This is a genomic window from Brevundimonas sp. TWP2-3-4b2, assembly GCF_049897345.1.
Taxonomy (GTDB): domain Bacteria; phylum Pseudomonadota; class Alphaproteobacteria; order Caulobacterales; family Caulobacteraceae; genus Brevundimonas.
Genome location: NZ_JAFCWB010000003.1, coordinates 546,188 through 569,657 on the forward strand (window position 1 = coordinate 546,188; position 23,470 = coordinate 569,657).

The 23,470-nt window shown below is 68.2% G+C and carries 21 protein-coding genes; 11 read left to right on the forward strand and 10 right to left on the reverse strand.

Going from position 1 to position 23,470, the window contains the following annotated elements; all coding sequences use genetic code 11:
* Positions 1-66: 66 nt before the first annotated feature.
* Together ACP7AS_RS09800 and ACP7AS_RS09805 are read left to right on the forward strand one after the other, a co-directional pair.
* Entirely contained in the window at positions 67-558 is a 492-nt protein-coding gene (locus ACP7AS_RS09800; protein WP_426028679.1) for a CinA family protein, read from the forward strand.
* The gene (locus ACP7AS_RS09805) at positions 555-785 is read left to right on the forward strand and encodes a sulfurtransferase TusA family protein (RefSeq protein ID WP_426028680.1); all 231 of its coding nucleotides are present in this window, start codon (positions 555-557) and stop codon (positions 783-785) included. Before ACP7AS_RS09800 ends, ACP7AS_RS09805 begins: the two co-directional genes overlap by 4 nt.
* Here ACP7AS_RS09805 and ACP7AS_RS09810 read toward each other — a convergent pair.
* The gene (locus ACP7AS_RS09810) at positions 748-1,716 is read right to left on the reverse strand and encodes a YihY/virulence factor BrkB family protein (RefSeq protein ID WP_426028681.1); all 969 of its coding nucleotides are present in this window, start codon (positions 1,714-1,716) and stop codon (positions 748-750) included. The genes ACP7AS_RS09805 and ACP7AS_RS09810 overlap by 38 nt on opposite strands.
* A gap of 170 nt (positions 1,717-1,886) precedes the next feature.
* Here ACP7AS_RS09810 and ACP7AS_RS09815 point away from each other — a divergent pair, with 170 nt between their 5' ends.
* The 4 genes from ACP7AS_RS09815 to ACP7AS_RS09830 all read left to right on the forward strand — a co-directional run bounded on the left by ACP7AS_RS09815 (position 1,887) and on the right by ACP7AS_RS09830 (position 4,585).
* A complete protein-coding gene (locus ACP7AS_RS09815; protein ID WP_426028682.1) occupies positions 1,887-3,200 on the forward strand; it encodes a diguanylate cyclase domain-containing protein in 1,314 nt (437 codons plus the stop codon).
* Between the two features lie 42 nt (positions 3,201-3,242).
* Positions 3,243-3,434, forward strand: coding sequence for an ArsR/SmtB family transcription factor (locus ACP7AS_RS09820; protein ID WP_426028683.1), 192 nt, complete (start codon positions 3,243-3,245; stop codon positions 3,432-3,434).
* 183 nt (positions 3,435-3,617) lie between these two features.
* Entirely contained in the window at positions 3,618-3,839 is a 222-nt protein-coding gene (locus tag ACP7AS_RS09825) for a hypothetical protein (RefSeq protein WP_426028684.1), read from the forward strand.
* A gap of 5 nt (positions 3,840-3,844) precedes the next feature.
* A complete protein-coding gene (locus ACP7AS_RS09830) occupies positions 3,845-4,585 on the forward strand; it encodes an SRPBCC family protein (RefSeq protein ID WP_426028685.1) in 741 nt (246 codons plus the stop codon).
* A 228-nt stretch (positions 4,586-4,813) separates the two neighbouring features.
* Here the strand turns inward: ACP7AS_RS09830 and mfd are convergent, their stop codons facing one another.
* The 3 genes from mfd to ACP7AS_RS09845 are packed head-to-tail and all read right to left on the reverse strand — an operon-like array spanning position 4,814 to position 9,324.
* The gene (gene mfd, locus ACP7AS_RS09835; protein WP_426028686.1) at positions 4,814-8,284 is read right to left on the reverse strand and encodes a transcription-repair coupling factor; all 3,471 of its coding nucleotides are present in this window, start codon (positions 8,282-8,284) and stop codon (positions 4,814-4,816) included.
* Positions 8,284-8,580, reverse strand: a complete 297-nt coding sequence (locus tag ACP7AS_RS09840) for a succinate dehydrogenase assembly factor 2 (protein WP_426028687.1) — start codon at positions 8,578-8,580, stop codon at positions 8,284-8,286. Before ACP7AS_RS09840 ends, mfd begins: the two co-directional genes overlap by 1 nt.
* A 45-nt stretch (positions 8,581-8,625) precedes the next feature.
* Positions 8,626-9,324 carry a peptidoglycan-binding protein gene (locus ACP7AS_RS09845; RefSeq protein ID WP_426028688.1) on the reverse strand — a complete coding sequence of 233 codons (699 nt, stop codon included), beginning with the start codon at positions 9,322-9,324 and terminating at the stop codon, positions 8,626-8,628.
* A gap of 102 nt (positions 9,325-9,426) precedes the next feature.
* Here ACP7AS_RS09845 and recG point away from each other — a divergent pair, with 102 nt between their 5' ends.
* A complete protein-coding gene (gene recG, locus ACP7AS_RS09850; protein WP_426028689.1) occupies positions 9,427-11,514 on the forward strand; it encodes an ATP-dependent DNA helicase RecG in 2,088 nt (695 codons plus the stop codon).
* A 438-nt stretch (positions 11,515-11,952) separates the two neighbouring features.
* Complete coding sequence (locus ACP7AS_RS09855; RefSeq protein WP_426028690.1) at positions 11,953-12,378, forward strand: fasciclin domain-containing protein; 426 nt, start codon at positions 11,953-11,955, stop codon at positions 12,376-12,378.
* A 119-nt stretch (positions 12,379-12,497) separates the two neighbouring features.
* On the opposite strand, the gene ACP7AS_RS09860 is transcribed toward ACP7AS_RS09855, so the two are convergent.
* From ACP7AS_RS09860 to kdsA, 4 genes are read right to left on the reverse strand one after another with little or no spacing between them, the layout of a single operon-like run.
* Positions 12,498-13,607, reverse strand: coding sequence for a DUF3089 domain-containing protein (locus ACP7AS_RS09860; RefSeq protein ID WP_426028793.1), 1,110 nt, complete (start codon positions 13,605-13,607; stop codon positions 12,498-12,500).
* Positions 13,607-14,608 (reverse strand): ADP-glyceromanno-heptose 6-epimerase, encoded by a 1,002-nt coding sequence (gene rfaD / locus ACP7AS_RS09865; protein ID WP_426028691.1) that lies wholly within the window; start codon positions 14,606-14,608, stop codon positions 13,607-13,609. The genes ACP7AS_RS09860 and rfaD overlap by 1 nt, the downstream gene beginning before the upstream one ends.
* Complete coding sequence (gene rfaE2 / locus ACP7AS_RS09870; protein ID WP_426028692.1) at positions 14,605-16,059, reverse strand: D-glycero-beta-D-manno-heptose 1-phosphate adenylyltransferase; 1,455 nt, start codon at positions 16,057-16,059, stop codon at positions 14,605-14,607. Before rfaE2 ends, rfaD begins: the two co-directional genes overlap by 4 nt.
* An 18-nt stretch (positions 16,060-16,077) precedes the next feature.
* Positions 16,078-16,992 (reverse strand): 3-deoxy-8-phosphooctulonate synthase, encoded by a 915-nt coding sequence (gene kdsA, locus ACP7AS_RS09875; protein ID WP_426028693.1) that lies wholly within the window; start codon positions 16,990-16,992, stop codon positions 16,078-16,080.
* A gap of 58 nt (positions 16,993-17,050) precedes the next feature.
* On the opposite strand from kdsA, the gene ACP7AS_RS09880 reads away from it, so the two are divergent.
* Together ACP7AS_RS09880 and ACP7AS_RS09885 are read left to right on the forward strand one after the other, a co-directional pair.
* Positions 17,051-18,511: a cryptochrome/photolyase family protein gene (locus ACP7AS_RS09880; protein ID WP_426028694.1), complete on the forward strand. Its 1,461-nt coding sequence runs from the start codon at positions 17,051-17,053 to the stop codon at positions 18,509-18,511.
* A gap of 33 nt (positions 18,512-18,544) precedes the next feature.
* Positions 18,545-19,765 (forward strand): class I SAM-dependent methyltransferase, encoded by a 1,221-nt coding sequence (locus ACP7AS_RS09885; protein ID WP_426028695.1) that lies wholly within the window; start codon positions 18,545-18,547, stop codon positions 19,763-19,765.
* Here the strand turns inward: ACP7AS_RS09885 and ACP7AS_RS09890 are convergent.
* Positions 19,752-21,314, reverse strand: a complete 1,563-nt coding sequence (locus ACP7AS_RS09890; RefSeq protein ID WP_426028696.1) for a cryptochrome/photolyase family protein — start codon at positions 21,312-21,314, stop codon at positions 19,752-19,754. The two genes, ACP7AS_RS09885 and ACP7AS_RS09890, sit on opposite strands and share 14 nt — an antisense overlap.
* On the opposite strand from ACP7AS_RS09890, the gene sseA reads away from it, so the two are divergent.
* Entirely contained in the window at positions 21,313-22,149 is an 837-nt protein-coding gene (gene sseA, locus ACP7AS_RS09895) for a 3-mercaptopyruvate sulfurtransferase (RefSeq protein ID WP_426028697.1), read from the forward strand. The two genes, ACP7AS_RS09890 and sseA, sit on opposite strands and share 2 nt — an antisense overlap.
* A 5-nt stretch (positions 22,150-22,154) precedes the next feature.
* On the opposite strand, the gene ACP7AS_RS09900 is transcribed toward sseA, so the two are convergent.
* On the reverse strand, positions 22,155-23,465 hold the full coding sequence (locus ACP7AS_RS09900) for a dicarboxylate/amino acid:cation symporter (protein ID WP_426028698.1): 1,311 nt from the start codon (positions 23,463-23,465) through the stop codon (positions 22,155-22,157).
* Positions 23,466-23,470 lie beyond the last annotated feature (5 nt).

The window sequence follows — 23,470 nt, forward strand, 5'->3', positions numbered from 1 at the left end:
GCGCCGTTACCGGGCGCATAGGCCCACACTGGACCGACTCGCCGCTCCTTCGGAAGGCCCCCGCCGATGTTCCCCGACGATATTGACGCACTGGCCCGACAGGTGATCGAAACCGCCCTCGTCCGCGGCCTGATGATCGCCACAGCCGAAAGCTGCACCGGCGGCCTGATCGCGGGGGCTCTCACCGCCGTACCGGGCTCGTCGGCCGTGCTGGAGCGGGGCTTCGTGACCTACAGCAATGCCGCCAAGACCGGGATGCTGGGCGTGTCCGCAGACCTCATCGACCGCCACGGCGCCGTTTCGGAACCCGTCGCCCGCGCCATGGCCGCGGGGGCTGTCGAACGGTCCGGTGCGCCGGTCTCCGTCTCGGTCACAGGCATCGCCGGCCCGGACGGCGGCTCGGACGACAAACCCGTCGGCCTCGTCCATTTCGGCGCGGTCGGGCCGGCGGGCCTGATTCATGCCCGGCATCGTTTCGGCGACCTCGGCCGCGAGGGTATCCGTCTGGAAAGCGTGCGGGTCGCCCTGCGCCTGCTGCTCGACCGGATCGCCGCATGATCGTCGATGCTCGCGGACATCGCTGTCCGACCCCCAGCCTCAAGCTTCAGAAGGCGATGCGCGAGACGCCGGCGCTGACTTGCCTGACCCTGCTGGCCACCGATCCCATGGCCCGGATCGATGTGCCGCACCTGATGACGGGCCTGGGCGGTCGCGTCGTCTCGATCGACGACACGGACGGTGTCCTGACTATCGTGGTCGAGACGCCCGCCGCTCCGACAGATTGACCACGCTCTCCGGCAGGGGCGCGTCCGGTTCGATCTCGGGTGCCCCGACCGAGCGCGCCGCAATCTCCATCTCGGTGGTGAAGGCCCCGCCATAGAAGATGGCGTTGACGTTCCACGACAGCCAGATCAGCAACACCACCACCGCGCCGACCGAGCCATAGGTCGCCCCCAGCGGTGCGATCTGCTCGACATAGATGGCGCACAGCCAGGACGAGATGGTCGACATCACCGTCGCCACCAATCCCCCGGCGATCGAGGGGGCCCAGGCCACCGGGGTCCGGTGCGACATGGCATAGCGGTAGAGCATGGTCAGACCGATCGCGAGGCCCAGCGCCGGCCACAGACCGTCCAGGGCGATCCCGCCGCCCGGCGGTCCGGCGGCGGCCCCGTCGACGCCGGGGCCGGTGTGCTCCAGCAGGCGCGAGGTCACGACCGCCCCCGAAACCACGGTGAACAGCAGGAAGGCCCCGACGGCGACGAAGAAGGCCAGCATATTGAATTTGAAGAAGCCGTGCGGCTCCTTCTCATCATGGATCAGGTTCAGCCCGGCCAGCAGGGCCTTGAAACCGCGATGCGCGGCATAGCCGCCGATCACGAGGGCGAAGAAGCTCTGCGCCGACACCGTCCGTGCCGAAGCATTGGCCAGCCGCTCAATCTCGAGCCTGAAGATGGCGCGGGCGGCCGTCGGCATGAGATCCGCAAGCGCCGCCGCCTGTTCGCTGACCTGGGTGATCGACAGCACCGCCTTGTAGAAGCCGATCAGGATGGCGATGGCCGGAAACACCGCCAGCAGGGCGAAGAAGGACACACCGCCCGTGTACAGCATCACGTCGCGGCCCCAGCTGCGCGTGAACGCCCGAACCGCCAGCCTGCCCCACAGCATGGGCGTGGCCCAGCGCGCGGCGGTTTCGATGTCTGATCTGGCTTGCAACCCGGTCCCCACAACCCTCAAGCCCGCACTTCTACCGCAATTCGGCCCGGGTGAAAGCGGTGCTGGGGATAGCGTATCGCGCAGCCGTTGCTTCCTGCCGCCGACGCTCGCTATGGTCCGCCGCCATGGACAGCGCGCCCGCGAGCCGGCCGCGGGTGGAGATATCGCATTTGGGTTCCGATCCGCGCATTCTGGTTGTCGCGCCTGACGATGACCTGGTCGGCCCGCTGTGTCAGGGCCTGGACGCCCTCGGCTGGCGTACCGTCACGGCCCGCTCGCTGGCCGGTGCCATCCAGACCCTGATCGACTGGCCACTGGAAGCGGTACTGCTGGACGCCCGTCTGCCCGACGCCGCGGACGGCGTCGACGCGCTGCGCCAGACGGTCTCGCCCCGGCGCCTTCCCATCCTCGCCATCGGCGTCGAGGCCGCCGGCTGGGCACCCGGCCTGGCTGACATCGTCATGTCCAATCCGCCGCACGCCGCCCAGGCCGCCCTGCGTCTGGAGAATCTGATCCGCTCGGCCATCGCCGAAGAGGAGGTCAGCCTGCGTGAGGCCACGTTCGCCGCGCGGGGCCAACCCCTGCCCTTGGCCGAAACCGATGCGTCACCGCTTCGGGTCCTCGCCGCAGGCAAGCCGGACCGCCATTTCCTCGCCCTGTCCAATGCCCTGACCGAGCGCGGCTGCGAGGTCGTGGCGGCGCCCACCCCCTACACGGCCTTCGACTATCTGCATGAAAAGCCGTTTGATGCGGCTGTGCTCTGGGGGGCCGAGGACCACACGCCGGCGCTGTCGATCGCGTCTGGCATGAAGCGCAATACCCGGCTCTATCACATCCCGGCGGTGCTCTATCTGCGCGGTGCCGGCGAGATCAATCTGGCGGAACTGTACAATCGGGGTTTCGCCGATGTCGCCGCCGCGGACACCCCTGAAGACGAAACAGCCGAACGGATCACCGCCCTCGCCCGCGCTCACCGCCGCCACGTCGCCATCCGCAAGGCGCTGGAAAGCGCGCGCGGCTCGGGCCTGACCGATCCGGCCACCGGCCTGTTCACCCCGCAACTGTTCGCCAGCCATCTGGGCCGCGTGGCCGAGGGTGCGCGCCTGCGACGCCGCCCCCTGTCGGTCGCCGTCCTGCGGGTCTCCGAAACCGAGGCCGTGATCGAGGCGCGCAAGGGCGGCTGGCTTGACCGGGCCCTGCCCCAGATCGGAGCCATGGTCTCGCGCCTGATCCGGACCGAGGACACCGCGGCCCGCCTCTCGGCGGACGTCTTCGCCCTGGCCCTGCCCGCCACGCACGGCCCTCCGGCCCGGATCGCCGCCGACCGGATCGCGGCGGTCATCGGCTGTACCGCGTTCGACGCCGGCACCGACCGCTCGCCGTTCGTGGTTGAGTTCGAGGTCGGCGTGGCCGAGATCGCACCCGGGGAATCCCCGGCCGCCGTGCTCGAACGCGCCTCAAACGACGTGCGGTCACCCGGCTGAGCCCCATTTGACAATCTGATTTGTCTAATGCAGGTTTGCGCCATGACGGCGCGTCCCTCAGCCCTGCTCGACAACCTGGACACCGCCCTCCTGGCGCTGGCCCCGATCCGCCGCCGCATCCTCGCCGCCCTCACCGAGCCGGCCTCCGCCGCCGGTCTGGCCGAGCAGCTCGGCCTGCCGCGTCAGAACATCGGGCATCATCTGCGCGCGCTGGAGGCCGCCGGCCTGATCTAGCTGGTCGAAGAGCGGCGCAGACGCGGTTTCACCGAACGGCTGTTCGTCGCCGCCCGGAGCTATGTCTTTGACCCCGCCATTCTGCAGGCTCCGCCCGACCCGGATGCGGTCGAGGCCCAGGATCGCCACGCCGCTGATCATCTGATCTCCACCGCCTCGACCATCGTCCGCGACGTCGCCCGGATGCGCCAGGACGCGGCCGCCGAGGGATCGCGCCTGCTGACGCTGACGGTCGAGGCCGACCTGACCTTCGCCGCGCCCGCCGATTTCGACGCCTTCACCGAAGAGGTCAGCGCCGCCGTCGCGGCCTTGGCCCGCAAATATTCGGCCCCCTCAGGCCGCCGCTACCGCCTCACCGCCGCCGCCCATCCGGCGACGCCAAAATCCGCCCCAGCCAGAAACTGAATGCCATGACCGAAGCCGCCAAACCGATGGAAGACCACGTCCTCGTCGAAGTCACCGTCCCCGCCCCCGCCGACGCGGTCTGGGCCGCCCTGCGCGATCCGAAGCAGATCGCGAACTGGTTCGGCTGGGACACCGACGGGCTCAAGGACGAGATCGACTTCATCTTCGTCACCCACGCCGAGGCCGACGAGGAACGTCGGACCGTCACCTTCGTCGGCGTCAACGACCGCTATGAGGTCGAGGCGCGCGGCGAGACCAGCCTTGTCCGCGTCGTCCGCTCTGCCCCCGTCGGCGAGTGGACCGATGTGTTCGACGGCATGATCGAGGGCTGGATTTCCTTCACGCAGCAGCTCGCGTTCGCCTTCGCCCGCCACCCCGGCCAGACCCGCCGCACGATCTTCTTCTCGGGCCCGCCCCGCGCGGATCAGCTGGGCCGGTCGCTGCTGGGTCTCGATGCCGCCCCGGCACCGGGCGAACCCTATGCCATGCCGCTCGGTCCGGACGACGCCTCCGGCCAGGTCTGGTTCACCGCGCGCCACCAGATCGGCGTCACGGCCGAGGCCTGGGGCGACGGTCTTCTGGTGGTTCTGGACAGTCCGCCCAAGGCAGAGAAGCGCCCGCGCGGTTCGACGATGCTGACCCTGACCACCTACGGACTGTCCGACGCGGCCTTCGCCGATCTGCAAGGCCGCTGGAAGACCTGGTGGGAGGCGCGGTTCGAGAACGCGGACCCGCACGAGGGCTAGGGTCAATCGACGTTCAGCAGAGCCGCTGATCGTCCGTCAAACACCGTCATTCCGGGGCCGCGCAGCGGAACCCGGAATCCAGGGGACTGGACCCGACTCTTGAGCATCGGGCGGCCGGCGGGGGGTCCAGACGCCTGGATTCCGGGTTCTTATCCCGGCTACGCCGGTCCCAGCCCCGGAATGACGTGTGAGGGAGAACGGGTACAGACTTCTGGGTGTCGATTGACCCTAGCCCGCCCCCGCCACCCGCGCCAGATCGGTGGTGATCCGCTCGGCGACCTTCAGCCGGTCCGCCGCCGTATCCCACTCGCCCTTGACCACGATCTTCTGGTCGGGCCGGATCTTCCAGAAGGCGTGGTTCTTCTGGATCAGCCCGACCAGGCCCATCGGATTGGGGAAGGCGTTGTTGCGCAGGGTCAGCACGGCCCCCTTCGGCCCGATGTCGATGCGCTCGATACAGGCGGTCTTGCAGTTGGCCTTGATGCCGACGATCCGCAGCAATTGCTTGGCCTCATCCGGCAGGGGCCCGAACCGGTCGATCAGTTCCGCGGCCAGGGCCTCGCGCGTCTCGGAGTTCTCGGCGTCCGACAGACGGCGATACAGGCTCAGACGAACGTTGAGGTCAGGTACGTATTCCTCTGGAATCAATACAGCCGCACCGACATTGATGGCGGGAGACCAGCCGCGGTCGACGACGCCCCCGCCCTCGCCTGACAGCCGCAGCTCGGACACGGCGTCCTCCAGCATCTGCTGGTACAGTTCGACCCCGACCTCGCGGATATGGCCCGACTGTTCGTCGCCCAGCAGATTGCCGCCGCCGCGCTGATCCAGGTCGTGGCTGGCCAGCTGGAAGCCGGCACCGAGGTTGTCCAGAGACTGCAGAACCTGAAGCCGCCGCTCGGACGACAGGCTCATCGGCTTGTCGGGCGGGGTGGTCAGATAGGCGAAGGCCCGCGCCTTGGCCCGACCGATCCGCCCACGGATCTGGTGCAGCTGCGCCAGGCCGAACATATCCGCCTTGTGCACGATCAGGGTGTTGGCCGTCGGCACGTCCAGCCCGCTCTCGACGATGGTCGTCGACAGCAGCAGGTCATAGCTGCCGTCGTAGAAGGCGCTCATCACGTCTTCCAGCTGGGTCGGGGACATCTGGCCGTGGCCGACGACGAATTTGATCTCGGGCACCTGCTCGCGCAGGAAGCGCTCGATCTCCGGCAGGTCGGACAGGCGCGGCACGACATAATAGGCCTGACCGCCGCGGTATTTCTCGCGCAGCAGGGCCTCGCGCACCAGCACCGGGTCCCACGGCGTCACATAGGTCCGCACCGCCAGCCGGTCGACCGGCGGCGTGGCGATGATCGACATCTCGCGAATGCCGGACAGGGCCATCTGCAGCGTGCGCGGGATGGGCGTGGCCGTCAGGGTCAGCAGATGGACGTCGGCCCGCAGGGACTTCAGCTTCTCCTTGTGCTTGACACCGAAATGTTGCTCTTCATCAACGATAACAAGGCCCAGGTCCTTGAACCCGACCTGTTCACTCAGCACCGCATGGGTGCCGACGACGATCTCGAACGAGCCGTCCTTGAGCCCCGCCCGCGTCTCGGCCGCATCCTTGGCCGTCACCATCCGCGACAGGTGCCGCACCTTGACCGGCCAGCCGGCGAACCGCTCGCTGAAGGTCTTGAAATGCTGTCGCGCCAGCAGGGTGGTCGGGCAGACGATGGCCACCTGCTGGCCGGTCATGGCCACCACGAAGGCGGCGCGCAGGGCCACCTCGGTCTTGCCGAAGCCGACGTCGCCGCAGATCAGGCGGTCCATCGGCGTGCCCTTGCCGAGGTCCTCCAGCACATCGCCGATGGCGTTCAGCTGATCGTCCGTTTCCTCGTACGGGAAACGGGCACAGAATTCGTCGAACAGGCCGTGCGGCGGAACGATGGGGTCCGATGTCCGCAGCGACCGCTTGGCCGCCAGAGCGATCAGCCCCTCGGCCATGTCGCGCAGGCGGGCCTTGGCCTTGGCCTTGCGCGCCTGCCAGCCCGCGCCGCCCAGACGATCGAGCTGCGCCCCGTCGGCGTTCGAGCCATAGCGGGTCAGCAGGTCGATGTTCTCGACCGGCAGATACAGCTTGCTGTCGCCGGCGTAGATCAGCTCCAGACAGTCGTGCGGGGCCTGCTGGATCTCCAGCGTCTTCAGCCCCTCGTAACGACCGATGCCGTGGTCCAGGTGCACCACGAGATCGCCGGTCGTCAGGGCCGAGGCCTCGGCCAGGAAGTTCGAGGCCCGCCGCTTCTTCTTGGGCCGCGCCAGCCGGTCGCCCAGCATGTCGGTTTCTGAAATGACCGCGATATCGGCCGTCTCGAACCCGTGCTCGACCGGCAGGACGCCGCGCAGATACAGGTCCTTCGGTGCCGTCTGGACGTCGGCCCAGTCGCGCACGGCGACGACATGATCCAGTCCGTGGTCGGCCAGCATGGCCGCAAGCCGCTCTGACGACCCTTCGGTCCAGGACGCAAACAGCACCCGCTTGCCGGCCGCCTTCACCGCCTCTGCATGGCGCGCCACGGCCTCGAACAGGTTGACGCTGTCCTGCGCCCGCTCGGCCGCGAAACTGCGCCCCAGCCGGCCGCCGGCATCCTCGCCGGCCCCGTGGAACGGCGACATCCGCCGCACCCACCGGCCTGCCAGGGCGCTGTTCCACTCGGCCTGGACAAGATAGAGCCGCTCCGGCGGAAGGGCGCGATACGCCGAGCTGCCGCCGTTGCGCGCCTTCTGGGTCATCGCCGCGTCGCGCCGCGCCTCATAGGCGTCGCGCGTCAGGGTCCAGCGCTCGGCCCGCGCCGCCTCGACCTGGTTGTCCAGGAACACCCGGGCGTCGTCCGGCAGATAGTCGAACAGCGTCTCCAGCCGGTCGTAGAACAGCGGCAACCAGTGCTCCATGCCCTGCCGCCGCGCGCCCTCGCTGATGGTCGCATAGAGCGGATCGTCGCCCGCCGCCCCGAACAGGCTCAGATAGCCGGTGCGGAACCGGGAAATACTCTCGGGGTCCAGCAGGACCTCCGACACCGGGGCCAGCGACACCTCGCGTCGCTGGCCGGTCGAGCGCTGGGTCGCCGGATCAAAGGTACGGATCGATTCCAGCTCCGAACCGAACATGTCCAGCCGTACCGGCTCCTCGAAGCCCGGTGGATAGACGTCGATGACGCCGCCCCGCACCGCGAACTCGCCCCGTTCCGACACCGTCGAGGCGCGAATATAGCCGTTGGCCGCGAAATACCGCTCCAGGGCCACCGTATCGAGGTCCAGCCCCACCGTGGTCTCGAACCCGGCTCCATGGGTCACCTGACGGGGCGGCGTCCGCTGGATGACCGCACCGACCGTGGTCACCACCAGGGTCGGCCGCCTGTCGGCGGGCGGACGTTGCGCCAAGATCGTCAGCGCCGCCATCCGCTCGGCCGACACCGAAGACGACGGACTCAGCCGGTCGTAGGGCAGGCAGTCCCAGGCAGGAAACTCAATGACCTCAATGTCTTTGGCAAAGAAGCCGAATGCCTGAACGAACTCGCCCATGCGGGCGTAGTCGCGCGCAACGAAGACCCCGACGCCGCCCTCGGCTTTCAGCCGCCCGGCGACCGTCAGGGCATCCAGCCCCTCGGGCGCGCCGCCCAGCTCCTGATCGCCGCGTCTGGGTTGAGCCCCGTCCATCAGCCCGCGCCCTCGGCCACGGCGGCCGCGACATGGTCACGCATGAAGTCGCGGATCTTGGCCATCACCGGCGTCTCATGCTCGTCCGGGGTCGGCGTGGTCCCGGTAATCCAGCCGTAGAGCGCATAGTCATCCGCATCCAGAAGCGACTCGAACGCCCCCAGTTCCGCTTCATTCAGCGACGGGCCGATGCTGTCCACGAACGGGCCCAGCACCAGGTCAGCTTCACGGAAGCCTCGGCGCCACGCACGGAAGCGCGCGCGGGCAAGACAGGTCTGCTCACGGTCATCGGTCATTGAACGGGGGGATATAGCGAGCCCGGAGCCCCGCCGCCACCGTGCTTACGCGGGCCAGACCGTCTTTCCGCGATCGGTCAGCGCCGTCCGCTCGGCCAGTCCCAGAACGCCGCCATTGATCAGCCGGGTAACCCGCTTGACATCGTCTGCATCGGCTGCGGCATTCAGCCCCCGCGTCCGCCAGTAGTCGATCGCGCAATGCACCGATCCGGCCGGCGTCACCACCTGATCGGGGTCGGCCTCCCAGGCCGCACCGGTGCGGGCATAGTTGGCCCGGCCGGTCAGTTGAATCAGCCCTCGCCCCCTGTAGCGCCACCCGTCACCGGGCTGGGTATTGCCGAGATTGGTCGCGCCCCACGCTCCGCCGTAGACGGCGTTGGCGATGGCCTGCTGGTCCGCCGCCCGCCCCGGTGCCCGACCGAGCGCCTCGCACTGGGCCCTTGAGATGCGCGACGCCGAAAACGTCTGCTTGAGGCCTGCGACCGAGTAGTTCAGGCTCTCCGCGACCGGCCGGAATCCACTTTCATGACTGACCTGAGCGAAAAAATGGATGAGCCGAAGACGGGTGTTCAGCCCACCCTCATCGGCATATTGGGCGATCAACAGACCCGAACCCGCCGGTGCCCGTCCATCCGAAATGTAGGCTGCGAGGGCCTGAAACGTCCGCGGGCCGAACTGGCCGTCCACCGGCCCGGGATCATATCCCTTGGTGCCTAGATTGTTCTGCAGATCCTGGACTGACATGGGCTTGCCTTCCCCCCAGCTTGCCATCGACGCCCCCAGATTGCCGCGTATGGCTCAGAAACACAACCTCCGGGTGTTCTTGAGCCAGGATGAGCTCTAGCCATGCGGCCCGAAATTCTCTTTCCCCTGTTTGCCGAGGTCTCCACCCTGAAGGGCGTGGGGCCCAAGGTCCTGCCCCATGTGCAGAAGCTGGCCGGGCCGCTGGTGCGCGACGTGCTCTTCCTGTCGCCGTCGGGGCTGATCGTGCGCCGTCCCATGACCGCCGTGGACGCGGTCGAGGGTCAGGTCGGCCTCTTCGAGATCATGATCGACCGCCTGATCGTACCGTCCAGACCCGGGGCCCCGATCAAGGTGCGGGCGACCGACGCTACCGGCTTTGTCCACCTGATCTGGTTCGGCGGCTCGGCCCAGCACATCGACCGCCTGCTGCCACGCGGCCAGACCCGGCTGGTCTCGGGCAAGGTCGAACGATTCAACAACGAGGTGCAGATCGTCCATCCCGACATCTTCACCCCCGAACAGGCCGGCGACATTCCCGCGGTCGAGCCGGTCTATCCGGCGACCCAGGGCCTGACCTCCCGCACCATCCGCAAACTGGTCCAGGCCGCCCTGGCGCTCGCCCCCGACGCACCCGAATGGCAGGATCCCGCCTGGCTGGCGAAAACGCGCTGGCCCGGATGGCATGCCGCCTTGCTGCGTCTTCACGCCCCCGGGGCCGAGACCGATCTGGAGCCCGACGCGCCGGCACGGCAGCGGCTGGCCTATGACGAACTGTTCGCGCACCAGCTGGCCCTCGCGCGCCGCCGTCGCGCTCGACAGATCACCCCCGCGCCGGTGATCCATCCCGGCGACGCCTCGGCACGGATGCTGGAGTCCCTGCCCTTCCAGCTCACGGGCGCGCAAACCCGGGCCATCGCCGAGATCCGCCGCGATCTCGCCTCGGGCGAACAGATGGGCCGGCTGCTGCAGGGGGACGTCGGCTCGGGCAAGACCGCCGTCGCCGCCCTCGCGCTCGCCGACGCCGCCGCCTCGGGCTTCCAGTCCGCCCTGATGGCCCCGACCGAGATCCTCGCCCGCCAGCATTTCCAGCGCATAGGCCCGATGATGGAAGCGGCCGGCGTCCGCGCCGTCCTGCTGACCGGCCGCGACACCCCCGCCGAGCGTCGGTCGCGCCTCGCCGCCCTCGCCTCGGGCGAGGCCCAGGTCGCCATAGGGACCCATGCCCTGTTCCAGGACGCGGTCCGCTTCGATCGCCTAACCCTCGCCGTCATCGACGAACAGCATCGCTTCGGCGTCAATGAGCGCCAGCGGCTTCAGGCCAAGGGCGATCCGCGCACCGGCGGCGTCCATCTGCTGACCATGTCGGCCACCCCGATCCCGCGCACCCTCGAACTGACCCAGTACGGCGAACTGGAAGTGTCGCGCCTGATGGAGAAGCCCCCGGGCCGCACGCCTGTGACCACGGCCGTCCTGCCGCTGGCGCGCATCGGCGAGGTGGCGCAGCGGTTGAAGGCGGCGATCGACAGCGGAGCCCAGGCCTACTGGATCTGCCCCCTGGTGGCCGAGAGCGAGGCCCTCGACCTCGCCGCCGCCGAGGCCCGTGCCGCCGATCTGCGCCGCATCCTCAAGATCGACGTCGGCCTCGCCCACGGCCAAATGCCGGGTGCCGAGCGCGAGGCGATCATGGCCGACTTCGCCGACGGACGCATCCCGCTGCTGGTCGCCACCACCGTGGTCGAGGTCGGCGTCGACGTGCCCAATGCCACCATCATGGTCATCGAACACGCCGATCGCTTCGGCCTGGCCCAGCTGCACCAGCTGCGGGGCCGGGTGGGCCGTGGGGCCAAGGCCAGTGCCTGCATCCTGCTTTACGGCGGCGGCGACGACGGCCTCGGCGAGACGGCAAGGACCCGGCTGGAAACCCTGCGCCGCACGGAAGACGGGTTCGAGATTGCCGAGGAGGACTTCCGTCTGCGCGGGGGGGGCGACCCGCTGGGCCTGAAACAGAGCGGCTTCCCCGCCTACCGCTTCGCCGACCCCATCCGCCACCGGGCGCTGATGCTCACCGCCGCCGACGACGCCCGCCTTGTGCTGGGCCGCGACCCCGACCTGACCTCCCCGCGCGGCGAGGCGGTCAAGGTGCTGGAGGCCCTGTTCGACTGGCGCAACGACAGGCCGGGGATCGACTAGGCTCAATCGACATTCAGACGTCGGTACCCGTTCTCCCTCCCCCGTCATTCCGGGGCTGGGACCGGCGCAGCCGGGACAAGAACCCGGAATCCAGGCGTCTGGACGCCGCCGTCCGCCTCACGTTCCAGACTGGAGTCCGGTCCCCTGGATTCCGGGTTCCGCTTCGCGGCCCCGGAAAGACGGTGTTTGGTGGACGATCAGCGTGTCCGCTGAATGTCGATTGAACCTGGTCCATGCTTGCTGCAGGTCGGTTCGACCAACGTATTGCGGGGGCCGGCACGACCCCTGCACCTCTCCCGCACCGGGATGGACACGGCGGCCCCATGTTCAACGCCCGGAAAAAGCTACACTTTGCCACTGCGTTCACTAGCCGCGACTCCATTGCATGACATCTGAAACCGCCCAGTTGCGTTGTCCTTCAACCAAGGAAACGTCAAAATGGCTTCTGAAACACACGACATCGTCGATACCGCCGTCGCCGCCGGATCGTTCACCACCCTGGTGGCGGCTGTCGCCGCCGCCGGCCTGGTCGAGACCCTGAAGGGCGCAGGCCCGTTCACGGTCTTCGCCCCCACCGACGCAGCCTTCGCCGCCCTGCCCGCAGGGACGGTCGATGATCTGGTCAAGCCGGAGAACAAGGACAAGCTGACCGCCATCCTGACGCTCCACGTCCTGTCCGGTGCGGTTCATGCCGCCGATATCGCGGGCAAGACCCTCTCGCCGGCCTCGGTCAACGGCGAAACGCTGGACGTCGACGGCACCGACGGCGTCACCGTCAATGGCGCGAACGTTGTCACCGCGGACATCGCCTGCACCAATGGCGTCATCCACGTCATCGATACCGTGCTTCTGCCCAAGGGCTAAGGGCCCAACCCGGCCCTGACCGGCGGGCTGATCCGCCTGCCGGTCTGAAACATGACAGCCCCGCCCGTCCGGGCGGGGCTGACTTGTTTTCTGGTCCACCGTAACGGTCTGGTGCCTGATCAGGGCCGGACGGCCGAACGCGCTTCCCACGCCGTCAGTCGAGCCTGAACATCTGCTTCAATATCACCGTAGAAGAGATTGTAAGGACGCGACTTCCTTCGATCTGCCCAGTTCCCCGTTTCACGGAACGACTCGGTGCTTGGCTCGGTGTGACGCAGCAGGCCATACCGGCACTGGGTCGCGATCTCACGCGCCATCAGCGCGGGCCGCGCGCCCCATTCCAGGCCCGTGGCGTTGGTGGCCCCCTTGTGAAACCGGGCCTCAACCGGGGCGGTGTCGGTCGAGCCGGTCACCGGGTTGACGCACAGCGCCGTCCGACCGCCCAGATCGACCAGCCGCCCCCGCGCGTCCCACACCAGAGCCCGCCGCAGCCGCCGCTGCGCCGCGCCGTCATTGCCGTCTCCGACCGGCGACCATCCCACGACACACCCGACCTGATCCCGTCGGGCACAGGCCGGAACGTCCGGGGACAGGCCTTCAGCGGCCGCCACCACATCGATCAGATAGGCCGCGACCAGCCGCTGGCGCAGCGTCGGATCGACCGCCACGCGCTCACGCACCAGCCGCTCGACGATATCACCGCCCTGCTCCAACCCCGCCAGCACGATCGGCCCGGACGGATGGCTCGCGATCCAGACGTCGAAGGCGGCACGCGCGTCTCCATAGGCGAAGGCCCGCGCCTCGCGCGCATCCTCGCGCAGCGTCAGCCGGGTGTAGAGGCTTCCCTGCCGGTATCGCGGGGCGCTGATCGCCCCGGCGCGCGCGAACGGCCCGGCGTAGTTGGGCAGGACGACCCGGCTCAGATAGGCGTCCGCGTCGCGATCCCCGATCGGCCCGTTCCATTCCGATCCGCCGTCATAGGTCGTCGAATGCACAAAGAAGACCGCGGCCGGCCCCGCGCCCGGCGTCCGCGTGTCCCGCAACGCCCACGCACCCGGCGTGGCATAGTCGGGGGCGGGCGGAGGGGTATAGGTCTGGAACGGTACCTTCGGGTCCAGTGCAGCCCTCAGAATATCCCCCCGCCAGACCGCGGCCGCGGCGGCCAGAAGCAGGATGATCGCGAGCCCGATCCAGCCGAGCCACTGTCGCAGGGTCAGCCGGGACCGCATCATCGATAGGGGTCCGCCGTCGCCAGGAAGTCCTGCACATAGCGTCGCACGCCCTCTTCGAGCGGCGTCGACTGCCCGCTGAAGCCCGCTTCGCGGACACGCTCCATCCGGGCCTCGGTGAAATACTGGTATTTGTCGCGAATGCTCTCAGGGGTGTCGACGTAGTCGATCCGGGGCGTCTTGCCCGCCGCGGCGAAGGTGGCGTTGGCCAGGTCCAGGAACGACCGCGCCTGTCCGGATCCGGCGTTGAACACGCCCGAAACCTCGGGTGTGTCCAACAACCACTCGACCATATCGACCACGTCATCGACGAAGACGAAGTCGCGCATCTGGCCGCCGTCGGCGTAGTTCGGATTGTGCGAGCGGAACAGGGTCACGGGCTGATCGGCCTGAACCTTCGGCCAGATCTGGGCCACCACCGACTTCATCCCGCCCTTGTGACCCTCGTTCGGCCCGTAGACGTTGAAGAATTTCAGCCCCGCCCACTGGGTCGGCGCGGTGCCTGACCCGGCCTGGCGCACGGCATACTGATCGAACAGATATTTCGAATAGCCATAGGCGTTCAGCGGCCTCAGGGCCGACAGGGATCGAAGATCGTCATGGTCCTCGAACCCCATCCCGCCGTCACCGTAGGTCGCCGCCGACGAGGCGAAGATCAGCCGCGCGTCGCGGCGGGCACACCAGGCCCACAGGTCCCGCGACAAGCTGAAATTGGTGTGCAGGATCAGGTCCGCGTCCGGCTCGGTCGTCGACGAAATGGCCCCCATATGCACCACTGCCTCAATCCGTTCGGCGTTGCGTTCCAGCTGTTCGAACATCTCTTCCGGCGACCAGAAGTCCGCGATCGCGTGTTTGGCCAGGTTCTTCCACTTGCCCAGATCGGCCGTCTCCAGCCGGTCGCAGACGACGATGTCGCGCCGCCCCTCGGCGCACAGGCGTGCGACGATGTTCGAGCCGATGAAACCGGCCCCGCCGGTCACCACGATCATGCGTCGGATCATCGTTCACCCTTCATCTTCTCGACCGACTTCGTCGTCGAATAGCCGTCCTCGAACGTCGCCAGCCGGACCTCGCCGCCCCAGCTCTCGACCCGATCACCACCGACCACACCCTCGCGCGTGTAGTCCGCGCCCTTGATCAGCACGTCGGGCCTCAGCCGCTCGATCAGGGCCAGAGGCGTTGGATCGTCAAAGGCTGTGACCCGGTCCACGGACTGCAGCCCGCCGATGACCACGGCCCGGCTGTCCAGGTCGTTGATCGGCCGGCCCTCGCCCTTCAGCCGCCGCACCGACGCGTCGGTGTTCAACGCCACCACCAGCCGGTCGCACCAGCTGCGCGCCTGGGCCAGATAGGCCACGTGGCCCCGGTGCAGGATGTCGAAACAGCCGTTGGTGAAACCGACCTTGAGCCCCTGCCGCTTCCAGCCCTCGACCACCTGCGCCAGCTCTTCCAGCGGCATCACCTTGGCGTGGACTCCCGCCGCATGCTGGCTCATCTCGGCGTCGATCAGCTCGGCCGGGGTGACGACCGCCGTCCCCGCCTTGCCGACCACGACACCCGAGGCCAGAATCGCGAACTCCACCGCCGTCTCCAGAGACGCGCCCGCACCGAGCGCCAGCCCGAGGGCCGCCAGACCGGTATCGCCGGCACCCGAGACGTCGAACACCTCGCGCGCCCGCCCGGGGAAATGTTTCGCCGCCTCGCCGCGCCGCATCAGGCTCATGCCCTTGCCCGCGCGCGTGACCACCACCGCCTTGACCATTGTGCCGTGCAGCAGGGCCTTCAGCGCCGCCTCCACCTCGGCGTCGCTCTCGACCGGCAGGCCCGTGGCGGCCGCCAGTTCGCTGGCGTTCGGCTTGATCAGATCGACCGCCCCATAGCGGGCGAAGTCGCGCCCCTTGGGATCGACCACCACCGGCGCGCCGCTTTTCTGCGCCGCCGAAAGGGCCTGGGCGATCACCAGATCACTGACCACGCCCTTGGAATAATCGGACAAGAGATAGACGGAAGCACCCGTAAACGCTTCGCTTTCATCGCCCATCAGGGCCGCAGCCTCCTCGTCCAGCCGCAGCAGTTGCTGACCGGCGGCGACGAAGCGCGTCTTGACGATGGTGGCCACGCCGGCCCGGCGCTCGACGGCGTCCTCGATGCCCGGCTCGGCCGCGATCAGCGCCGCCAGCTCGTCGCCGGCCGCATCCTGCCCCGCCACCGCGCCCAGTCGCGCGACGCCGCCCAGGGCCGCCACGTTGCGGGCCACATTGCCCACCCCGCCCGGCATGGCGATGGTCCGGCGCATCTGCAGCACCGGGATCGGCGCTTCCGGCGAAATCCGGCTGACCTCGCCATAGACATAGCGGTCCAGCATCAGGTCGCCGACGCAGGCGACCTTCAGCCCCCGCACCCGCTCCAGCAGGGCCTGCAATTGTCCGAGATCGAGTGTCCGTTCAGCCATCCCCTTGGCCTATCGGATTCAGGCCGCTTTCGCCATCCGCGCCTTGGTCAGGTCGTCATAGGCGATCAGGTCGGCGCACAGGGCCTCGAACTGGTCCAGCGGCACCATGTTCGGCCCGTCCGACGGCGCATTGTCGGGGTCCTGATGCGTCTCCATGAAGACCGCGTCGACGCCCACGGCCACGGCGGCCCGCGCCAGAACCGGCACGAACTCGCGCTGCCCGCCCGAGGACGTGCCCTGTCCGCCCGGCTGCTGCACGCTGTGCGTCGCGTCAAACACCACCGGGCAGCCGATCTCGCGCAGGATCGGCAGCGCCCGCATGTCGCTGACCAGGGTGTTGTAGCCAAAGCTGGCCCCCCGCTCGCAGGCCATGACATTGGGATTGCCCGCCCCGACCACCTTGGCGATGACGTTCTTCATGTCCCAGGGGGCGAGGAACTGGCCCTTCTTGATGTTGATCACCTTGCCCGTCGCGGCAGCAGCCAGCAGCAGGTCGGTCTGGCGGCTCAGGAAGGCCGGGATCTGCAGCACATCGACGACCTCGGCCGCGATACGGCAGTGCTCCTCGGTATGCACGTCGGTCAGCACCGGCAGGCCCGTGACCTCGCGGATTTCCGCGAAGATCGGCAGCGAGCCCTCCAGGCCGAAACCGCGCGCGGCGGTCGCCGACGTCCGGTTCGCCTTGTCGAAACTGGTCTTGTAGATGACGCCGACGTTAAGCCGCTCGCCGATCTCCTTCAGCGCATGGGCCATCTCCAGCGCGTGCTGACGGCTTTCCAGCTGGCACGGGCCGGCGATGAAGACGATGCGCTGACCGCCGCCGATGCTGACGGGGCGCTTCAGGCCGTCCTTGATGTCGATGATGGCATTCGGCTTGGACAAGGCGGATTTCCTGGATTTGTGGCTTGGCGACGCGGGGTTGATGCCGCACATGCGGCGCTCAGGTGGCGTCGGACGACGAGGTCTGCAAGCTATCACGGAGCCCGACCGAATGACCACCGAGGCTGAACGTCCCGTCATCGTCTGGTTCCGCCAGGACCTGCGCCTGGCCGACAACCCCGCCCTGACCCATGCCGCGGAGACCGGGCGGGCGATCATCCCCGTCTACATCCTCGACCAGGGGCCGGGCGTCCGCCCGATGGGGGCGGCTTCGCTCTGGTGGCTGGACAAGTCGCTGCGCGCCCTCGACGCCACCCTGCGGGCGCGCGGCTCGCGCCTGATCCTGCGCCGCGGGGACAGCGAGGCCGAGCTGCGCCGGGTGATCGAGGAAACCGGGGCCGGCGCCGTCTTCATGAACCGGCTGTTCGAGCCGGACGCCTTCGCCCGCGACGCCGACATCGCCCATGCCCTTCAGGCCGAAGGCGTCGCCTGCAAGGGCTTCAACGGCACCCTGCTGCATCGCCCGGGCGGTGTGCTGAACGGCTCCGGCCTGCCCTACAAGGTCTTCACGCCCTTCCTGAAGGCGCTGCTCGCCGTCGCCTCGCCGTCACCGCAGACGGCCGGGCCGGCGGCTATTGATACGCCGCAGGCGGTCGCCTCGGATGACATCGATGCCTGGGGCCTGCACCCCTCCCGTCCCGACTGGTCCGGCGGTTTCGACTGGCAGCCGGGCGAGATCGGGGCCGCGGCGGCCCTCGCGGCCTTCGTCGGGACCGGTCTGAAATCCTATTCCACCGGTCGCGATCGCCCGGCCGAGCCCGCGACCAGCCGCCTGTCACCGCATCTGCATTTCGGCGAGATCAGCCCGTGGCGCGCGGTCGAGGCCGCCAGACAGGCCGCCGCGGACGGTCGGGTTCCCGCCGCCGAGGCGGACAAATTCGTCGCCGAAATCGGCTGGCGCGAATTCTCGGCCCATCTGTTGCACGCCTTCCCGCAGATGACAGACCGGGCCTTCCGGCCGGAGTATGACGCCATGCCCTGGCGCGACGACCCCGCCGGCCTTTCGGCCTGGAAGCAGGGACGGACCGGCTATCCCGTCGTGGACGCGGGCATGCGGGAACTGTGGGCGACCGGGTTCATGCACAATCGCGTGCGGATGATCGTCGCCTCGTTCCTGATCAAACACCTCCTGATCGACTGGCGGGAAGGCGAGGCCTGGTTCCGGGACACCCTGGTGGACGCCGACCTGGCGTCCAATGTGCAGAATTGGCAGTGGGTCGCTGGATCCGGAGCCGACGCTTCACCGTACTTCCGAATCTTCAATCCGGTCACACAGGGTGAGAAATTCGATGCCGATGGTCGCTACGTCCGGCGCTGGGTCCCGGAACTCGGGCGTTTGCCCGACAAATGGCTGCACGCGCCATGGACCGCGCCGACCGAGGTCCTGCGCCGGGCCGGCGTCGCCCTGGGCCGCGACTACCCGCAACCCCTCGTCGATCACGCCGTCGCGCGACAACGGGCGCTGGACGCTCTCAAGACCGTCAGCGGGGCCCGCCAGACCGGTGAGGATTGACGGCATGGACCGATCGCCCGCAGGGTTCGGAGCATGAGTTCCGTGACCGCCGAAGCCCATGCCGTTCCCGCGCGCACACCGCCGGTGTTCGCCCTGCTGCTGCGACTCCTGTCCGACAACTGGACCTGGGGTCGGCTGACCCTGACCCTTCCCAATGGCGCGGTGCACCAGCTCGAGGGCGAGACCCCCGGGCCGAACGCCGTGATGAACATCATCGACTACCGCTTCGCCCGCCGCGTGCTGGCCAACGGGGATATCGGCTATGCCGAGGGCTATATCGCCGGCGAGTGGGACAGCCCCCACCTGGCCGTCCTGCTGGAGACGCTGGCCAACAACTACGACCACATCCGGCGTCTGTTCGACGGCAATGCGGTCATGCTCGCCTTCAACTGGCTGTCGCACAAGTTCAAGCGCAACAGCCGAAGCGGCTCGAAGAAGAACATCCACGCCCACTATGACCTGGGCAACGCCTTCTACCGGGCCTGGCTGGACGGGACGATGACCTATTCCTCGGCCCGGTTTGAACGACCGGACGAGGCGCTCGAGGCCGCCCAGACCCGCAAATACGCCGCCCTCGCCCGCCTGATCGGCCTCGAGCGCGGCCACACGGTGCTGGAGATCGGCTGCGGCTGGGGCGGGTTCGCCGAATACGCCGCGCGCGAGGTCGGAGCCCACGTCACCGGCATCACCATCTCGCAGGAACAGCACGACCTGGCCCGGCAACGCCTGTTCAACGCCGGCCTGTCGGACCGCACCTCGATCCAGATGGTCGACTACCGGGACGTCGGGGGCAGTTTTGACAGGGTCGTGTCGATCGAGATGTTCGAGGCCGTCGGCAAGGAATACTGGGCGGCCTATTTCGACAAGATCCACGCCGTCCTGAAACCCGGCGGGCGGGCAGGCCTGCAGATCATCACCATCCAGGACGCCCTGTTCGAAGAGTACAACGCCCGGACCGACTTCATTCAGAAATACATCTTCCCGGGCGGCATGCTGCCCTCCGAAGGCCGGCTTCAGCCCGTGGTCGAACAGGCCGGCCTGAGTTGGGATGTGGTCGAACGTTTCGGCCAGGACTATGCCGACACCCTGCATCGCTGGGACGACCGCTTCCAGGCGTCGTGGCCGGACATCCGCAAGATGGGCGGGTTCGACGAACGCTTCCGGCGCCTGTGGCGGTTCTACCTGTCCTATTGCGAAGCCGGGTTCCGCTCGTCCCGGACCGATGTGATCCAGCTGGCCCTTACCCGCACCTGACCGCGCCCAGGGTCTCGCGGCAGGCCTCTGCGTCCTCGACCAGTGCCTGCCGTCGGGCGGCATCCCAGCCGTCCAGCGTGCGATAGGGCATGGCAAGGCGCGGATTGCCGGCGAGGCGGTTCCGGTTGCGCTCGAGGAAGCCCCAGTACAGCCGGTTGAACGGACAGGCCCCCTCGCCGTCCCGGGCCTTCACGTCGTACCGACAGCCCGCGCAATAGTTGCTCATCCGGTTGATGTAGGATCCGGACGCCGCATAGGGTTTGGTCCCCATGATGCCGCCGTCCGCGAACGTCGCCATGCCCCGGGTGTTGGGCATCTCGACCCACTCATAGGCGTCGGCATAGACCACCATGTACCAGTCATCGACGGCGTCCGGATGCACGCCCAGCAACATGGCCAGATTGCCGGTCACCATCAGGCGCTGGATGTGATGCGCATAGGCATGGTCGCGGGTCGATCCGACCGCATCGGCGACGCAGGCCATGTCCGTCTCGCCGGACCAGTAGAAGTCGGGCAGGCGACGGTCCGCGTCCAGCGCATTCCGCGCCCCGTATTCCGGCATCTTCAGCCAGTAGATTCCGCGCACGAACTCGCGCCACCCCAGGATCTGGCGAATGAAACCCTCGACGGCGTTCAACGGAGCGCGTCCGGCACGATACTCGGCCTCGGCCCGGCGGCAGACGTCCAGCGGGTCGAGCAGGCCGAGGTTCAGCGAGGTCGAGACCAGCCCGTGCCACATCCACGGCTGTCCCGCCGCCATGGCGTCCTGCCACGTCCCGAAAGAGGGCAAGGCCTCGGTCAGAAAGGGCACCAGCGCCGCCTCGGCCTCTTCAGCGGTCGTCGCCCAGCCGAAGGCGTCCAGGGTACCGAAATGGTCGCCGAACAGGCGTTCGACATCCGCCATCACCGCGCGCGTGATGGTATCCGGCTCCGTCCTGTGGCGAACCGGTGGACTCTCGCCCTTTGCCAAGCCGGACCGGTTGTCCTTGTCGTAATTCCACTGCCCGCCGGCGGGGGTCTTGCCGTCCATCAGCAAGCCGGTCTCGCGTCGCATCTCGCGATAGAAGAACTCCATCGTCAGCTGTTTCTTGTCGGCCGCCCACCGCTGGAAACGCGCCTGCGAGCAGATGAAGCGATCGTCCTCGCGTAGCTCGACCGGCACTCCGGCAGTCGCCGCGAATGCCCCCAGCTCTGCCGCCAGACGCCATTCACCGCAGTCCGTCAGCACCACCTGCCGGAACGGCTGACCGGCAAGGGTGCGATGGAGTTCCCCGGCGATCGATCCACTGCTGTCCGGGTCATCAATCCGCACATAGCGAACCCTGACCCCGCGCCGCTCCAGGCGGGCTGCGAATTTTCGCATGGCGGCGAAGACCAGGGTCAGTTTCTGCTTGTGATGTTTGACGTAGGTCGCCTCGTCCCGGACCTCGGCCATCAGGACCAGGTCCCCGGCCGGATTCAGATCGCGCAACGCTGACAACCCGTCGGACAGCTGATCGCCCAGCACCAGTCGCAAGGTTCCGCCGACTTGCATGCTAGGTTGCGTCATGACCCGTCTCTCTCCACTGATTTCGACCTCCGACCTTGCCGCCCGCCTCGGCGACCCGTCCTTCAAGGTCCTCGACGCCAGCTGGCATCTGGACGGACGCGACCCCGGCATCGATTTTCTGGAGGGTCATATCCCGGGTGCCGCTGTCTTCGACCTGGAAGCCGTATCGGATCAAGAGAGCGACTTGCCGCACATGCTCCCGGCCCCCGCCCGGTTCGCGGCGTGGATGGGCGGTCTGGGGATCGCGGCTGACGACAGCATCGTGGTCTATGACACCGTCGGGATCCGCTCTTCCACCCGGGCCTGGTGGATGTTCCGGGTCATGGGTGCGCAGCGGGTTCGTGTGCTGGACGGCGGTCTGCCGAAATGGCGCGCGGAGGGCCGTCCGCTCGCGGCCGGTCCGGCCCTGCCCCGATCTCCGGTGATCTTCACAGCCGATCTCGACCGCGCACAGATCGCCGACCTTGGGTGCGTCCGCGAAGCCCTGTCCGGCCAGGCCCAGGTGCTGGACGCCCGCCCCGCCGACCGGTTCGCGGGGCAGGCCCCGGAGCCCCGCGCGGGGCTGCGGTCCGGCCACATGCCCGGGGCCCTCAACCTGCCCTTCCCCGGTGCCCTGAATCCCGACGGCACGATGAAGCAGGGCGAGGCCCTGGCGCAGGTGTTTCGCGCGGCCGGGGTCGATCTGGATCGCCCGGTCGTCACGACCTGCGGCTCCGGCGTCACCGCGGCCATCCTGTCACTGGGCCTCGCCGTGCTGGGCAAACCCTCGCGCCTCTATGACGGCAGCTGGGCCGAGTGGGGCGGGCGGGCCGACACCGAGGTGACGGCCCCCTAGGTCGTTCAGGCCGGCGGTGCCACCGGCTCCGGTCCGGCCGCACCGGCCGGGATATCAACCTCGCCGCGCGACACCACGGTCGCCGCCACCAGATCGCCGGTGACGTTCAGCGTGGTCCGGCACATGTCGAGGAAGCGATCGACGCCGAGGATCAGGCCGATGCCCTCGGCCGGCACGCCGACCATGGTCAGGATCAGGGCGATGACCGGCAACGAGCCGGCCGGAACGCCCGCCGTCCCGATGCCACCCAGAATACAGACCAGCATCACCACCAGCTGCTGCTGCAGATTCAGGTCGACGTTGAAGAACTGGGCCAGGAACAGCACGGTCACGCCCTCGAACAGGGCCGTGCCGTTCTGGTTGGCCGTCGCCCCCACCGTCAGGACGAAGCGTGAAATGCGGCGCGGCAGCTTCAGCTTCTCTTCCGCCGCCTTGATCGCGACCGGCAGGGTGGCGTTGGACGAGGCGGTCGAGAAGGCCACCACGAAGGGCTCCCGCACACCGTTGGCGAATTTGAGCGGGTTCATCCCGCCAAAGATCCAGACCAGCAGCGGGTAGACGATGAACATGTGGATCGCCATCGCCCCGACGGCGACGCCGACATAGGCCCCCAGCCGCTGCAGCAGTTCCCAGCCGAACACCGCCGACAGGTTGAACATCAGCGCGGCGATCGCGAACGGGGCCAGTTTGATGACCAGGTTGATCAGCTTCATCATCACTTCAAGCAGGCCCTGAAGCGCTGTCTGGAGGGCGTCCGTGGCCGGGCTCTTGGCCATGACCATGCCGATGCCGAAGATCAGGGCGAAGATCATCACCGGCAGGATCTGGTTCTCGGCCGCCGCGGCGAAGACGTTGGACGGGATCATTTCGAGGAAGAACTGCCCGGCCTCGATGCTCTTCGGCGCATTGCCGACGATCGCCGACGCGCCCTCGGCACCCTGGGCTAGCAGCTGCTGGGCCAGAACCGGATCGACCCCGTCACCGGGGCGGAAATAGTTGACCAGGCCCAGCCCGATGCCGACCGCGATCGCCGACACCAGGACGGTGAACAGCAGCGTCTTGAATCCAACGCGGCCCAGGGACTTCAGGTCGCCCATCTCGGCCACGCCGACCGCCAGCGCCGCGAACAGCAAGGGCAGGACCAGCATGAACAGCAGGCGGAGGAAGATCTGGCCCACCGCCTGGATGAGGTCCATGACCCACGGCAAGACCACCAGATCGTTCTGGTTGACGAACAGCCCGCCGCCCAGCCCGACGGCAAAACCCAGCAGCATCCAGAGATAGAGCGGCACGCCGCCCTTTTTCGTCGTTTCCATTCGTC